Genomic DNA, 15,812 nt, shown 5'->3' with positions numbered 1-15,812 from the left:
CGATTATATTTTTTACTACAATAACAAACGAATCAAAACAAAATTAAAAGGACTTAGTCCTGTGCAGTACAGAATTAAATCCTTTCAATAATATTTCTTGTCCAACTTTTGGGGGTCAGTACATTTCCACATGCTCCCAAAAAATAAGGGCTATTCCTCATTAGCATTGACACTGAATTTTATTTGTTCTATCAAAGCAAAAAGTGATAACACTTTTCAAAAATGGTATTATCCGTTATAATGAAACTTATGAAAAAACGCATATTTTTGAAGATTTTAGAAGCTCTCTGTGTCGTAGCAGTTTTGGGCTCAGTCGCTGCTAGCTTTTACTTTTTTGATGTCGCACAGGTGAGGGGCGAAAAATCGTTTGTGTCTAGTGATGAGACCCCTGCGGATAGCCGCCTTTATGCCTACCAAGAGGCTTTTGATAAACTGCCTAAAGAAGAACGCCAGATGACCCATCAAAATTTGAAGCAGGTGGCCTGGTATGTTCCAGCAGCGCAGAAAACAGATAAGACCGTTATCGTTGTTCATGGATTTGGTCAGACAAAGGCGCGGATGAGGCCTTATGCCTACCTTTTTCATAAGTTAGGCTACAATGTCCTGATGCCGGATAATATCGCTCACGGTGAGAGTGACGGGCAGCTTATCGGCTATGGTTGGAATGATCGGTTGAATGTGATTCGATGGGCAGAGCTTCTGGTTGAAGAAAATCCGATGAGTGAACTGGTGCTGTACGGTTTGTCTATGGGGGGTGCAACTGTTATGATGGCAAGTGGTGAGAGCAACTTGCCTGAGCAGGTGACAGCAATTATCGAAGATGCGGGTTACACCAGTGTTTGGGATGAACTTGTTTTTCAAGCCAAAGACATGTATAACTTACCAGCTTTTCCGCTCCTGTACCAAGTTTCAGCCTTGTCTAAGTTACGGGCAGGTTTTACTTATGGCGAAGCTAGCGCAGTCAAGCAACTTCAGAAAAATACCTTACCAACCCTCTTTATCCACGGTGATAATGATAACTTTGTCCCAACTTACATGGTTTATGACAACTATGAGGCGACAGCGGGCGATAAAGAACTCTATATCGTGAAGGGGGCAGATCACTCGGAGACCTTCCAAACAGATGTCGCAGCTTATGAGGCGAGGATTGAAGCATTTTTGAAAAGTGTGAATTAAACCGGGCTGAATAGTCGTGATGACACATTGAAAATCCGCACAAGCATGCTGTTGTCACTGTTTTTGCTAAGTGAGTTAATCTCGTTCTTTTAGTTTTTGGGAACGATTGCGCTATGCTTCTCAGGGGATTATGTTAGGCTTGACGAACATTCTCGTCTAAGTTAGAGTAAAAGAAGAAAACTGATTGTTTTGGTGGAACAGTTAAGCCATAAAAAAATCAGTTTAACCCCTTGCCAAGTTTCTTCTTTTTTGGTAGAATGGTTGGGTATGTGGTGCTAGCACATCCTTATATATTCTACGTAGGAGGAAACACAAATGGCTAAAGTATGTTACTTTACAGGTCGTAAGACTGTATCAGGCAACAACCGTTCACACGCGATGAACCAAACCAAACGCACTGTAAAACCAAACCTTCAAAAAGTAACTGTCTTGATTGACGGTAAAAAGAAAAAAGTTTGGGTTTCAGCTCGTGCGCTTAAATCTGGTAAAGTTGAACGCGTTTAATAAAAAAGTCCGTTAGGGCTTTTTTATTTTTGCCTCATAAGGTTGAATTTGTGGTAAAATAAAAGGGATACTAGTGGCTTGATACAAAGTTGAGGGTGGTTTTGGGGCAATAGCAGAGCAACTGCCTTGACCTTTGTAGCAAACCTAGTATCAGACCTTGTCCTCAATGGAATTGACTTCTTAAGCGGCTACGTTATAGCTAGCCGTTGTATTGGAACCGGTCTATTGAAGGGCGTGTCTTAATACTACATTTATAAGGAGACACTCATGTCCAAACAAGTTTTTGAAACAACCTTTGCTGGTCAGCCACTCGTGATTGAGGTTGGTCAGCTGGCCAAGCAAGCCAATGGTAGCGTGGTGACCCGCTACGGTAACTCAACTGTCCTGACCGCTGCGGTTATGTCTAAGAAAATGTCCACAGGAGATTTTTTCCCTCTCCAAGTCAACTACGAGGAAAAAATGTATGCGGCTGGTAAGTTTCCAGGCGGCTTCCACAAGCGGGAAGGTCGTCCGTCAACGGATGCAACCCTGACCGCTCGCTTGATTGATCGTCCGATTCGCCCGATGTTTGCCGAAGGATTTCGTAACGAGGTGCAGGTCATCAACACGGTTCTTTCCCATGATGAAAATGCTAGCGCTCCAATGGCAGCCATGTTTGGTAGCTCGCTAGCTCTGTCTATTTCAGATATTCCTTTCAATGGACCGATTGCTGGGGTACAGGTGGGCTATGTCGATGGTCGCTTTATTATCAACCCGACCAAGGAAGAGCAGGAAAAATCGCTTCTTGACCTGACCGTTGCTGGCACCAAAGAAGCCATCAACATGGTGGAGTCTGGGGCTAAAGAGTTGTCAGAAGACATCATGCTGGAAGCTCTGCTATTGGGCCACCAAGCCATCCAAGAACTAATCGCTTTCCAAGAGCAAATCGTGGCCGTTGTCGGCAAGGAAAAGGCAGATGTGGAGCTCTTGCAGGTCGATCCTGAACTTCAGGCAGAGATTATCGCTGCCTACAACGCCGATCTCCAAGCTGCTGTTCAAGTTGAGGAAAAGCTGGCGCGTGAAGATGCGACCAACGCCGTCCGTGAGCGTGTGACAGCTGTCTATGCGGAACGCTACGCTGATCATGAGGACTATGACCGCATCATGCGTGACGTGGCGGAAATCTTGGAGCTCATGGAACATGCCGAAGTGCGTCGTCTCATCACCGAGGACAAAATTCGTCCAGATGGTCGTCGTGTCGATGAAATCCGTCCGCTGGATGCGGAAGTGGACTTTTTACCACAGGTACACGGTTCTGGTCTCTTTACGCGTGGGCAGACCCAAGCCCTGTCCGTCTTGACCCTTGCTCCGATGGGAGAGACCCAAATCGTTGACGGTTTAGAGCCGGAATACAAGAAACGATTCTTGCATCATTACAATTTCCCGCAGTACTCTGTCGGTTCAACTGGACGTTACGGTGCACCTGGTCGCCGTGAGATTGGTCACGGGGCACTTGGTGAACGGGCTCTGGAGCAAGTCTTGCCGAGCCTTGAGGAGTTCCCTTATGCCATTCGTTTGGTCGCAGAGGTCTTGGAATCCAACGGTTCCTCCTCACAGGCCTCTATCTGTGCAGGCACGCTGGCGCTCATGGCTGGTGGGGTGCCGATTAAGGCACCTGTCGCAGGGATTGCCATGGGGCTGATTTCAGATGGGAACAACTACACCATCTTGACCGACATTCAAGGTCTGGAAGACCACTTTGGTGATATGGACTTCAAGGTAGCGGGGACGCGTGAAGGGATTACAGCCCTGCAAATGGACATCAAGATTGAGGGTATTACGCCGCAAATTTTGGAAGAAGCTCTGGCACAAGCCAAGAAAGCTCGCTTTGAAATCCTGGATGTGCTGCACGAGGCTATCCCAGCTGTTCGTCCAGAATTGGCACCGACTGCACCGAAGATTGACACCATCATGATTGATGTAGACAAGATTAAAGTGGTCATCGGTAAGGGTGGTGAGACCATCGACAAGATTATCGCTGAGACAGGTGTCAAAATTGACATCGAAGAAGACGGTTTGGTGTCCATCTTCTCTAGCGACCAAGCTGCCATGAACCGTGCCAAGGAGATTATTGCAAGTCTGGTGCGTGAAGCCAAGGTCGGTGAGGTCTACAAGGCCAAGGTTGTCCGCATTGAAAAATTTGGTGCTTTTGTCAACCTCTTTGATAAAACAGATGCTATGGTGCATATCTCTGAGATGGCATGGAACCGAGTGAACCGTGTTGAGGACTTGGTGGAAATCGGTGACGAAGTGGATGTCAAGATTATCAAGATTGACGACCGTGGTCGTGTGGATGCCTCTATGAAAGCCTTATTGCCACGTCCGCCAAAACCAGAAGGCAAGGATGGCGAACGTAAACCACGCCGTGAAAAAGCTGACCGTCCTGCAACTGGCTCTGCTGAAAACTAAACTCATTACCAAGATAAGGGAAGTTGGGCGTGATTGTTCTGTTCATTGTTTCTGTTTAGCTAGCTCTAGCGTCATCATCAGTGAACAGATAGGCTTAATCGTGTTGAGCCAGTTTCTGATGACTGAACTCTGCCCATTTCCCGCTTTTTAAGGAGAATATGATGAAAATAAAACTAACCAAGGAACTAGATAAGCGCCTGCGTGCCTTTATCGCTGACCCGACTAATTTTTTGGATGCCTTGGGTTTGGTCAATGCTTTTCATGGTGAAACTGTACTTGCCAGTGATAAACCCTATGCTATCGAGGTTGAAGGTCAAAAGGTTGTTCCGGTTTTTACAGATGTCGCTGACTTGAATCAATTTAAAGCACTGCAAGCCAGTGCGAACCAACAGAACTGGGTCGATCGTTCGGCGCTGGATGTCTTGCGTGAAGCGATTGAAAAACAGCTGGCAGGACTGGTCTTCAACTTGAAGAAGTCAGGCGACGGAGGCAACTCCACATTGATTAAGACCAGTGATATGATCACTTTTGTCAATCACCACACGCAGGTTCTGAATCGGGTGTTAGGAGAGGACAATCAGGCTGCTGATAAACTGGATAAGACCTACCTGATCCCTGCCTATCATCGCAAGGACGAGGATGGTAATCTGGTGCGGATTTTTGCCATGATGACCAATCCAGAAGGGCAGCACTACGTCCCTGTCTTTTCTAACCTCGTCAGCTTTGCGAGATGGTACAACGATGAGAATTTTGGTGGCTTTTTCCGTCAACAAGAAGGTGTCATTATGGTCTGGGAATTGAGTCGGTTTAAGACCCCGCCAGCCGGGAAAAATATCCTAGATGAGACGACAGGGATTGCCATTAACCCTTTCGACGAGGGGATGGAACTTTTGCTATGGGAACAGCTAGAGCCGAAAGCTTAGTCTGGATGTAAGTTCAGCTAGCTCGATGTCAGAGTGAATAGCCAACATCCTGAAGCTCTCTGGTGGACGTTGTTCATTTTTGATACACGGTTTAAACTGATTACTGATATGATATAAAGGAGAGGAAGATATGGGCTGGTGGGCAAAAACGATTGCGATCATCAAACAGCTAGATCCTGCGGCGCGGACAACGGCGGAGGTTCTTTTGACCTATCCTGGAGTCAAAGCTTTAGCTGCCCATCGCCTGTCCCACTGGCTTTGGCAACGTGACTTCAAGCTCTTAGCACGTATGCACAGTCAGTTCTGGCGGTTTTGGACCCAGATAGAGATTCACCCAGGAGCTGAGATTGCGGCTGGGGTCTTCATTGACCATGGGTCTGGTCTGGTAATCGGTGAGACTGCTGTCATCGAGGAAGGTGTCATGCTCTACCACGGGGTGACACTTGGTGGCACGGGGAAAGATACGGGTAAGCGTCACCCGACCATACGGCGAGGGGCCTTGATTTCGGCTCATTCGCAACTGATTGGTCCGATAGAGATTGGGGAAAATGCTAAAGTGGGAGCGGCTTCTGTGGTGCTTGCCGATGTTCCTGCTGATGTGACGGTTGTCGGTGTTCCAGCACGTGTCGTTCGGGTGCACGGTAAAAAAGATGATCTGGTCATTCATCAAATTGAGGAGGAACGTGAGTCGCTCTATTACACGTCTAAACTGGAACAGCTGAAAGAAAGCAGTCACCAGTCATCGGAGTTGTAAGATAGAGTAAATGTGGAGGGGTGAGAAGTATGTTATTAACGGAATTTAATCCGATTCCTGCGGTTATCGAACCAGATAATCTAGGGCTCAGCCATCGTGTGGATGAGGTCTGCTCGACCTTGATTTACTCGTTTAATGGGGAAATCGTAGAGCGGGTGCGTCAGATGGCAGGTGTCAGGCAGATTGGCTATATGAACAGCATCAACGGGCACAATCCCATCTACCTTTACGAACACGATGGGGTTCAGGTTGCTGTCATGCTGGCGGTAGTTGGAGCTCCGATGGCAGTTGGTCAGTTGGAGGAGTTAAAGGCATTTGGATTTGAACACTTTATCGTTCTGGGCTCGTGTGGGGTCTTGGACAAGTCGCTCAAGGCTGACCGTATTATCTTGCCAGCCTCTGCCCTACGGGATGAGGGGACAAGCTACCACTACGCTCCTGCTAGCGATGAGATTGCCTATGATCCAGCTTTGCTATTGACCATGGAAAAGGCCTTAGATGCCGCAGGGATCCCACATGTGCGGGCAAAGAGCTGGACGACGGACGCTTTTTACCGCGAGACGGCGGACAAGGTGGAGAGGCGCTTGGCGGCTGGAGCGACGGTGGTGGACATGGAGGCCTCAGCTATCATGGCGTGGGCGCAGTATCGACAAGCCAAGGTCTACCAGTTTTTCTACACAGCGGACTACGTTGACCATACCAGCAACCAGTGGGACAAGCGGGCAGACGAGCGCACCGCAGATGTCCTGACCTTCTTTGACGTGGCGTTGGTGATAGCGAGATATTTAGCGATGTAAAGAACCCTCTGCACCTGTCATGGTGCAGGGTTTTGTGTTATAATGGGAAAAGAAAGCATTTATAGAGAAGCAGGAAGCCTAAATGTTGTTCACATTCCCTTTTCTGCTGCTGAGGGCTCTTCAGCATTGTGTGATTATTGGTCTTGCTAGGAGTAACAAGCCTATCAGCACTCTAAAAACGAACTCGCTCTGCTATTTTTCAAAAGAATGAATGAGGACTATATGATTAAACTCTACGACACCATGACCCGCAGCTTGCGTGACTTTTTGCCCTTGGAAGAGGGAAAGGTCAAGATGTATGTTTGCGGACCGACGGTTTACAACTACATTCACATCGGCAACGCCCGATCGACGGTCGCTTTTGACACCATTCGCCGCTATTTGGAGTACCGTGGCTACGACGTCACCTACATCAGCAACTTCACCGACGTGGACGACAAGATTATAAGGGCGGCTGCGGAAAGCCAAATGACGCCAAAGGAGTTGGCTGACCAGTTCATCGCCGCTTTTAAGGAAGATACTGCCCAGCTCTTTGTCAAGCCTGCGACCAAGAACCCTCGCGTCATGGACTATATGGCCGAGATTATTGCCTTTATCGAGGTGCTTTTGGGAAATGGCTGCGCTTATGAGGCAGATGGGGATGTTTACTTCCGTGTCGAGAAGGCCACTAACTACGCCAAACTAGCCAATAAAACCCTCGCTGACCTCGAAATCGGTGCTAGTGGTCGGACTGACGAGGAAACAGCCCGCAAGGAAAATCCGCTGGATTTTGCCCTCTGGAAGTCTGCCAAGTCAGGTGAGATTTCATGGGATAGTCCTTGGGGAGCAGGTCGACCAGGCTGGCACATCGAGTGCTCGGTCATGGCGACAGAGCTACTGGGGGATACGATTGATATCCACGGTGGAGGAGCTGATCTTGAGTTTCCGCACCATACCAACGAAATCGCCCAAAGTGAGTGCAAGACAGGACACACCTTTGCCAACTACTGGCTCCACAATGGCTTTGTCAATGTGGACAATGAAAAGATGTCCAAGTCGCTAGGTAACTTTGTCTTTGCCCGTGACTTGTTGGATAAGATTGATGGTCAGGTCTTGCGCTTCTTCCTAGCGACCCAGCATTATAGAAAGCCGATTAACTTTTCGGAAAAAGCCATCTATGATGCTGAAGTTAACCTTAAGTACCTGAAAAATGCCTATACCCAGCCTCTGACAGCGACAGCTGACGAGGCAGTGTTGGCGGACTTTGTCGCTCGCTTCACAGACAGCATGGATGATGACATCAATGCCGCCAACGGCATTACGGTTGTTTTCGAGCTGGCTAAGTGGATCAACTCAGGCAACTACACACCAGCTGTCAAGACAGCCTTTGCGGCCATGCTGGAGGTCTTTGGCATCGTCTTTGAAGAGGAAGTCCTCGACAGTGCTATCGAAGCGCTAATTGCCGAGCGGCAGGAAGCACGTGCCAACCGTGACTTTGCTACCGCAGACCGCATTCGGGACGAATTGGCTCGCAGAGGCATTAAGCTTTTGGATACCAAGGATGGGGTGAGGTGGACGCGTGACTAGACCAGTAGACGTCAATCTGATCAACGGGATTGCCTTGGCTTTTGAGGGAGATGCTGTGTACGCCATGTACATTCGCCGCCACCTCATCATGACTGGGCAGACCAAGCCTAACCAGCTGCACCGCCTAGCAACCCACTATGTGTCCGCCAAGGCACAGGCCATGCTGGTTCAAGCCATGTTAGAAGCGCAGCTATTGACCGAAAAAGAAATCGAGATTTATAAGCGTGGGCGCAACGCCAACAGCCAAACCAAGGCCAAGAACACAGACATTGTCACCTACAAGGTCTCGACGGGCTTTGAAGCGGTGATCGGCTACCTTCACATGACCGATCAAATCGAGCGCTTGGAGGAGTTGGTGGCGTGGTGTATTGAAAAGGTGGAAGACCAAAAATAGTAGCTTTGAAGAGCTACTTTTTTGTTGGATAATATTTTAAGGAGTTGTTTACTTAAAGTTTTTTGAATGTGTATAGGAATGATTTGTTTTTATCTTTCAATTCTGCAACCTAAGTTTGTATGTTATTGTTGAGATTCTTTATTTAGAAGGTCTTTGAGAACGATGAAATATGATATAATAGCCTCAAGAGGAGCAGATTATGAACGACCAAGAGCGGCTATTGAGCATTTTTATCCGTTTACAGGCTGGAGCTCACCTAACGAAAGCTCAGTTAGCGGATGAGTTTGAAGTGGATCCGAAAACGATTCAGAGAGACTTTTCTCGTTTGAGTGACTTTATAGATACCCAGCCCATGATAGCGGGAGAATTGGTCTATGATGCCAAGCATCACACCCGCTACCTCAAGGGAAAATCTCTGTTTAACAAGAAGGATATTCTAATCGTTACCAAGATTTTACTGGAAAATCGAGCCCTGAACAAGGCAGAAAACAAAGCTTTGCTTGATAGCTTGCTTGGTCTGGTAAGCAAAGAAGAGCGTCAAGAGATTCAGGCTACGATTGCTAGTGAGCTTTTGAATTACACTCCCTTGAGTGACGAGCAGGATAGGATTGAGAAGATTTGGGAATGGTCGCAAGCGATTTACAAAGAACAGGTTATGACGATTGTCTACAAGTCGCCTTATCGCGATCAAGCCAAGTCGCACACGATTTTTCCTGTTTCGCTCTACTATGACAACCACTATTTTTATTTGGTGGCTTATCATCTGTTTCATCAGACCTATACGACCTTTAAGCTAGATCGAATCCTCTCATGGTTCCCTTCTGATGAGGGAAAACCTTCCCTGTCCTATGGTCGGAAATTCCGTGATGGTGACGTCCGCAATCGCCACGTTGACGCCTTTCTTGGAAAAGATATTAGGGTCAAGTTACTATTTGGTGCCGATCCTACCATTGTCCTTGATCAGTTTCCTGATGCGAGGCTTCTTTCTTTGGGAAATGGCAGCGCAATGCTAGAAGTACATACCCAGGATACTCCAGGTCTCAAACGCTGGTTGCTCAGCCAAGGAGCGTCCCTCAAAGTTTTGTCCCCTCAACCTTTGGTAGATGAGCTGCGACAATTGATTGATGAGATGCAGCAGTTATATAAAAATAAATAGATGGACGATTTTTGTCCATCTAATTTGATATTCTAGTATCATCAAGAAGAAAAGAGGTACCTTATGCCGAAAACACTGTTGTCAGAGACTGTCTTTACAGTTGTAACCATAGAAGATCAGTTGCTTAGTCCTGTGGGATGCTTAGAGAAGAACAGGGAAAATAGTAAGCAGTTTGCTAAACTATCCTGGGAATGTGACCTGATAAAAATTTCTGCTGTGACTTTTACCTTGTCTGAGAACTTGGCACATTATCAAGTTTTTATCAAGCCCAGCCAGCCCCTATCCGACTTCACTCGGGAACTTACAGGGATAACAGAGGCGGATTTCAAGGACGCAGTTAGCTTGACAGAAGCCCTACAAGGTCTAGTACACTTTTGCCAAGATACAGTTCTCGTTTGTCATAATGCTGTCTATGTATTTGGGATGTTGGCTGAAAAGATGCAAGAGTGCAGCTTGCCAGAACTGGAAGTGCCAAGGTTGGACACTGGGCAAATGGTCACACAACTACATCCTGAATGGAAGAGAAAAACAAGTTCTAAAGGTATTGCGAAACAGTATCAACTAGACCTAGAACACCTCGATTATCCGTACCGTATTCAGGTTATTTTTAAGGCTATCTGTCAGGAATTACAGAGCACTCAAAAAATTTCAACAGCAAAAGATCTTCAAGCATTTTTTAGCAGATCGGCAATAGCGTAAATCGCTGTTATAATCTAGGAAGGAGAATAGGAATGATTTCATTAGTGGTTAAAAAAGAATGGAATGGTGATTATACTTTTACCGTTTCTAATTCTTGAGATAAGCAAACTCTGACAACCTCGATGTTTGTATCTGATTTTCAGATTGATCACATCAGGCAAAGTGTTAGCTATTGTCACAGCTTGGATGATGCGATCCAAACTATCAAGCGAATTCTAGGTATTTAAATACAAAGGGAGGAATAGAGATGATGAACTATATTACACGCATTCATTTGAAGACAGATGACCGTTATCGAGCGAAGATGATTGATTTTTGTTTGAAAGGAGAACGTCAGTATTTAGCGATTGGTTGGAGTTATGTCTATCAAAAAGTTGAGAATGAGATTTTAACCTATCAAGATTATTATCATACTGTTAGAGAATATGTTAAACGTACACCGCCCGTATTAAATATTTTTAAAGAAGCTAGTATTGATGATTTATTTTGGACAAGAGACTTAGATGGTGTTTATTGGATTTGTCGAGCAAAAGGAGTAGCAGAAGCTTACCATGATACTGATTTAGATATTGGAGCAGTTGTTCCGGTTGAGGCTTATCTTGTTGGGACACAAGTTCCAGGACAAATTAAAGCTGCTTTTAACCGAGCTAGAGGAGGTACTAGTCAAAGGATTTGGGATAAATTGATAATCGAGTACTCGAAATCCGTTTTTAATACTGCTTCGGGTAGGACACATTACACAGTTGATAAGTTAAAAGGAAATATTTTAGATAATCTGCCAGATTTTGATTTGGAAGAGCTAGTTATTTCTTACTTACAGATTACTAAAGATTATTACGTCTTGTCCAATTCTATAGCCAATAAATCAACAACCATTAAGATTGAGTGTGAATTGATGTCTAGAAATCCTGAGAAGCAGGGAAAGGCAGTTGTACAAGTAAAGGGAAGAAAAGCTCCGACATTAAATGCTATGGATTATGCAGAATATATCAATAGTGGATATGTAGTTTACTTATTTGCTCCTGGTATTTCAAATGCTGAAAAGTTGAATAATATTATTTGTATTTCTAATGATGAATTAATGGAGTTTTATACACAGTATAAGGCTGTTCTTCCGAACTCTATTACGCAATGGGAAAATCTATATTAGTTTTATAAAAAGTGGCATTCGCCACTTTTTCTTATAGTATAATAGCATCTAACATCAAGATATAGTTTATGGTAGTTATACCGTTACGGAGAGCTTTCGTGCCAATATGGGAAATATACTTGATAGTTAGCACTATTTTAAGTTAAAAAAGATTAATAAAAATACTCTCCTAGGCACCAAGCCATGTTAGAAGCGCAGCTATTGACCGAAAAATAAGACGAAACAGGAGGCAGAAATGCCTCCTGTTTCGTCTTAAGCTATAATCGCTTTCGCTTGGCTAAATCAACAAATCTGAACTTTTCCAGTTTATGGCGGCTCTCGGTGAATTGGAACTGTTGTCCATCTGCCAAAAAGACCTGTGACTTGACAGAAACGACGTGGGCATCCTTGCCTAAGTCAAGCAACCGTTTATCACTTTCGGTGACATGGTCGATGGTAATCTCTTTTTGGGCAGAGGCAATGTCAAGGTTTAATTGATTTTCCAGATAGGCATAAATTGACCGCTCGGCTATTTCTCGTGTCATCTCAGGGACTAGACGCTTGAGGAGGTAATCGATGTCGACCACTGCGGCAACACCATCAACGATGCGCTGGCGAGTGACCCGCCAGATGATGGTGTGTTTTGGAAAGCCTGTCAGTGTGTGGAGTTTGTCGTCAATGATGACCTTGTCGATACTAACCAGCCGTGTCGTTGAATTGATGCCAAAGTTTGTGACCAATTCTTGGTAACTGATGAGATCAGATACCGGAAAGTTGAACCGCTCTCGCTTGCTGACTTGGGTCCCGCGACCCTGCATTTTTTGGATGAGACCAGTATCGGTGAGCAATTGCAGAGCTTTCCGGACAGTGTCTCGGCTGGCCTGATGGTGCTGGCTGAGTTCGATTTCTGTTGGTAGATAATCTCCTGGCGCTAGATGGCCTGTTAGAATGTCTTGTTCCAACTTTTTGAAAATAATCTCATATTTTTTCATAAACGTAGCATTCTCTTTCAAATGTTGTTGTTTTTCCAGACAAGTTATCTTATTTTAACAAAAAAGTCAAAAAATAGCACCAAACAACTTGCAGACAATTTTGTTGTCGGTTACAATGAGGGTGTAAAAAGTTGTACGACCTTTTTCAAAAAAATAGGAGGAGCTAGTTATCTAGCGCACAAAGATAATGGGAAAATTCCAAGAAGACGCGAAACAGCTGTTAGCAGCTGTTGGCGGTAAAGAGAACATCACAGCGGTTACCCACTGTGCCACCCGTATGCGCTTTGTTTTAAAAGATGATAAAGCAGCAGACATCAAGACTATCGAAGCTATCCCAGCGGTCAAAGGAACCTTTACCAACGCTGGTCAGTTCCAAGTGATTATCGGTAATGATGTGCCGATTTTCTACAACGACTTCACTGCCGTATCTGGTATCGAAGGCGTTTCAAAAGAAGCTGCTAAATCAGCAGCTAAAAGCAACCAAAACGCTATCCAGCGTGTCATGACCATGTTGGCAGAGATTTTCACCCCAATCTTACCAGCCATCATCGTCGGCGGTTTGATTTTAGGTTTCCGTAACCTGCTTGAAGGTGTCGGCATGGAATGGCTAGGTCAAGCCATGGCAGACGGCAAGCCTGTATTTGACGCAGATGGTAATCCTGTCTGGAACACCATCACACAAGTTTCTCCATTCTGGAATGGGGTTAACCATTTCCTTTGGTTACCAGGTGAAGCGATCTTCCACTTCTTGCCTGTAGGGATTACTTGGTCTGTTACGCGTAAGATGGGAACCTCTCAAATCCTTGGCATCGTCCTTGGTATCTGCTTGGTGTCACCGCAATTGCTCAATGCCTACGCAGTGCCTGGCACAGATGCTTCTGTCATTGCTGAGGAGTGGGTATGGAACTTTGGTAGCTTTACAATTAACCGTATTGGTTACCAAGCTCAGGTTATCCCAGCTCTCTTGGCTGGTTTGTCCCTATCTTACCTTGAAATTTTCTGGCGTAAACGTATCCCAGAAGTGATTTCTATGATTTTCGTGCCATTCTTGTCCTTGCTTCCAGCGCTTATCTTGGCACACACCGTATTGGGACCATTTGGCTGGTGGTTAGGTCAAGGCTTGTCAACCATTGTTTTAGCTGGTTTGACTGGTCCCTTGAAAGCCTTGTTCGGTCTTATCTTTGGTTCGCTTTATGCACCGTTTGTCATCACTGGTCTTCACCACATGACCAATGCCATTGACACGCAGTTGATTGCAGATGCTGGTGGTACAGGTCTCTGGCCGATGATTGCTTTGTCAAACATTGCGCAAGGTTCAGCAGTGCTTGGTTACTACTTCATGAACCGCAACAATGAAAAAGAAGCTCAAATTTCGCTTCCAGCAGCTATCTCAGCCTACCTTGGCGTGACTGAACCAGCCCTCTTTGGTGTTAACGTCAAGTACGTTTACCCATTTGTTGCAGGTCTTGCAGGTTCTGGTCTTGCAGGTCTCTTGTCAACAACCTTAGGCATTCAGTCTAATTCCATCGGTGTCGGTGGTTTGCCAGGTATCTTAGCGATTAAAGCGCAATACTGGGGAGCTTTCCTCGTAGCAATGGCTGTTGCCATCGCTGTCCCAATTGTGTTGACCTTCTTCTTCCGTAAGGCTGGTATCCTGACCAAGTCAGAAGACGAGGCTAAGGCAGACCGTGAGGTGACTGTAAAAAAGCCTAGTCCTGCTAAGGTTGCAAGTAAGGATATCCTTGTCCAAAGCCCCTTAGCAGGTCAGGTCAAGGCTCTTAACACGGCAACTGATCCTGTCTTTGCCCAAGGGCTAATGGGACAAGGTGTGGTGATTGAACCGAGTCAAGGTCTGTTGACAGCGCCTGTAGCTGGTACGGTATCTGTGCTCTTTCCGACCAAACATGCCATTGGGTTAACAACCGATGATGGGATTGAGTTGCTTATCCACATCGGTATGGACACGGTTACCCTAGAGGGTAAAGGGTTCGAGGCCCACGTCAAGCAAGGCGACCGAGTGGCAGCTGGAGATAAGCTCATCAGCTTTGACCAAGAGGTCATCTCAGCTGCTGGTCTGATTACAGAAACGCCGATCATCGTGACCAATACAGAGCAATTTAATATCACTGTTATCGGTGATTTGCCGCGTGCTATTGCTCATGGTGAGCACTTGCTGACAGCTGGTTACTGTTAAAGGATCATCAGATGATTATAAAAAAGTAGCAGTTTCGCCAAATGATAAAACTGCTACTTTATTTCAAACTAAGAACTTGTATTCGTAATCGAAGTGTTCGGTTGACTAGGCAAGCTTGAGTTCAATCAAGAAAGAGTAATACGGTTGGTATTGCAAGGGCATATGACAAAGAGTGGACACGAATTAGCCAGTCAGGGGCGTGCTGAGATGTGAATACATAGGTCATAAGGTTTCAAGTTATTTTATCGGCGTGGTCTGATGAAGCGATTCCACCAACTGGAAGCCCCTGTTGTCGGCATGCGCCGGCAGACCTCTGTGTAGAGGGCTAGACCATGCTGGGACAGGTTGCCGTCCCAGGCCAGCGGGGCTAGTTTGTCTTTGAGTTGCTGGACGACTTTGGGGAGGTAGTCTCCTGTTTCGAGCTGGTCTATGGATCTAGTGAGGGCTATTTGCTCTGCTTGGTTTAGGGGCAAGTTTAGCTGGTTGTTGAGCCAATACTGCCAATCGCTGTGAGATTTTAGTTTATTAGTTGATATCATGGACACCCTCCCATTAAGCCAGCAAAAGCAGGATTGTATGTTGGAATAGGCCAAGAACTTGAATGAGTTGCCCAGCCACTTATTACGGTATTGACCGTGTAATTAACTGTCGATGTCGTCTGTAGACTAGTTCGTCTACCTGTTCCAGTATGTTGATAATAGCTATAAGATTCAATGGTGTACAAATATTTCCAACATCCACTTCTGTATCCTGGATCGTCAAGAACCATGGCACGTGGTTGATAGCGGTCGGTCACTGTTATGCTATCTGCTGATATAGAGGGTGCGAGAGCTAATGATGTGATGAAGCAAGCGGCTAAAAGTTTGCCTATTTTTGCTGATGGTATCATTGTTTTCCTCCGATTGTATTTAGTCAGATAGGGCTGTTTTTCGATTTTATCGTTCTCCTTTCTAACGAAAAACAAGTTCAGATTCGCTTACATTTCTAGTTTACAGAATTTTCTCTTATTTGTCAATTTTTATCGTTTAATATTTTGTTTTTTGTGGTTTGGACCATGATGTGGTCAACTACCTGCTCTGC

Annotated in this window: 15 protein-coding genes; 13 read left to right on the top strand and 2 right to left on the bottom strand. The window is 45.6% G+C overall.

What is annotated here, in order from left to right:
- The 12 genes from ACERC5_RS06145 to ACERC5_RS06090 form a co-directional block, all read left to right on the top strand.
- Nucleotides 1–91 (top strand): IS3 family transposase (locus ACERC5_RS06145; protein WP_373660429.1); only part of this gene is annotated, 91 nt, incomplete at its 5' end.
- Between the two features lie 158 nt (nt 92–249).
- On the top strand, nt 250–1,176 hold the full coding sequence (locus tag ACERC5_RS06140; protein WP_373660427.1) for an alpha/beta hydrolase: 927 nt from the start codon (nt 250–252) through the stop codon (nt 1,174–1,176).
- Nucleotides 1,177–1,491: 315 nt separating this feature from the next.
- On the top strand, nt 1,492–1,680 hold the full coding sequence (gene rpmB, locus ACERC5_RS06135) for a 50S ribosomal protein L28 (protein ID WP_018369200.1): 189 nt from the start codon (nt 1,492–1,494) through the stop codon (nt 1,678–1,680).
- 267 nt (nt 1,681–1,947) lie between these two features.
- Nucleotides 1,948–4,128: a polyribonucleotide nucleotidyltransferase gene (gene pnp / locus ACERC5_RS06130; RefSeq protein ID WP_373660426.1), complete on the top strand. Its 2,181-nt coding sequence runs from the start codon at nt 1,948–1,950 to the stop codon at nt 4,126–4,128.
- Nucleotides 4,129–4,289: 161 nt separating this feature from the next.
- Entirely contained in the window at nt 4,290–5,051 is a 762-nt protein-coding gene (locus tag ACERC5_RS06125) for an SseB family protein (RefSeq protein WP_373660425.1), read from the top strand.
- Nucleotides 5,052–5,181: 130 nt separating this feature from the next.
- Complete coding sequence (gene cysE / locus ACERC5_RS06120; protein ID WP_373659133.1) at nt 5,182–5,805, top strand: serine O-acetyltransferase; 624 nt, start codon at nt 5,182–5,184, stop codon at nt 5,803–5,805.
- A 29-nt stretch (nt 5,806–5,834) separates the two neighbouring features.
- Complete coding sequence (locus tag ACERC5_RS06115) at nt 5,835–6,602, top strand: nucleoside phosphorylase (RefSeq protein ID WP_373660424.1); 768 nt, start codon at nt 5,835–5,837, stop codon at nt 6,600–6,602.
- A 222-nt stretch (nt 6,603–6,824) separates the two neighbouring features.
- Nucleotides 6,825–8,168, top strand: coding sequence for a cysteine--tRNA ligase (gene cysS / locus ACERC5_RS06110; RefSeq protein ID WP_373660423.1), 1,344 nt, complete (start codon nt 6,825–6,827; stop codon nt 8,166–8,168).
- Nucleotides 8,161–8,562 (top strand): Mini-ribonuclease 3, encoded by a 402-nt coding sequence (locus ACERC5_RS06105; protein ID WP_373660422.1) that lies wholly within the window; start codon nt 8,161–8,163, stop codon nt 8,560–8,562. The genes cysS and ACERC5_RS06105 overlap by 8 nt, the downstream gene beginning before the upstream one ends.
- Nucleotides 8,563–8,761: 199 nt before the next feature.
- A complete protein-coding gene (locus tag ACERC5_RS06100; protein WP_373660421.1) occupies nt 8,762–9,718 on the top strand; it encodes a helix-turn-helix transcriptional regulator in 957 nt (318 codons plus the stop codon).
- Between the two features lie 63 nt (nt 9,719–9,781).
- Complete coding sequence (locus ACERC5_RS06095) at nt 9,782–10,417, top strand: PolC-type DNA polymerase III (protein ID WP_373660420.1); 636 nt, start codon at nt 9,782–9,784, stop codon at nt 10,415–10,417.
- Between the two features lie 247 nt (nt 10,418–10,664).
- A complete protein-coding gene (locus ACERC5_RS06090; RefSeq protein WP_373660419.1) occupies nt 10,665–11,567 on the top strand; it encodes a ribonuclease D in 903 nt (300 codons plus the stop codon).
- A gap of 257 nt (nt 11,568–11,824) precedes the next feature.
- Here ACERC5_RS06090 and treR read toward each other — a convergent pair whose 3' ends face one another.
- Nucleotides 11,825–12,538: a trehalose operon repressor gene (gene treR / locus ACERC5_RS06085; protein ID WP_373660418.1), complete on the bottom strand. Its 714-nt coding sequence runs from the start codon at nt 12,536–12,538 to the stop codon at nt 11,825–11,827.
- 187 nt (nt 12,539–12,725) lie between these two features.
- Here treR and treP point away from each other — a divergent pair, with 187 nt between their 5' ends.
- Nucleotides 12,726–14,732 (top strand): PTS system trehalose-specific EIIBC component, encoded by a 2,007-nt coding sequence (treP, locus tag ACERC5_RS06080; RefSeq protein WP_373660417.1) that lies wholly within the window; start codon nt 12,726–12,728, stop codon nt 14,730–14,732.
- A gap of 242 nt (nt 14,733–14,974) precedes the next feature.
- On the opposite strand, the gene ACERC5_RS06075 is transcribed toward treP, so the two are convergent.
- A complete protein-coding gene (locus ACERC5_RS06075) occupies nt 14,975–15,271 on the bottom strand; it encodes a hypothetical protein (protein WP_373660416.1) in 297 nt (98 codons plus the stop codon).
- Nucleotides 15,272–15,812 lie beyond the last annotated feature (541 nt).

The organism is Streptococcus sp. E24BD, assembly GCF_041807825.1.
GTDB classification, from domain to species: domain Bacteria; phylum Bacillota; class Bacilli; order Lactobacillales; family Streptococcaceae; genus Streptococcus; species Streptococcus entericus.
This window is presented reverse-complemented; position numbering and strand designations above follow the sequence as displayed.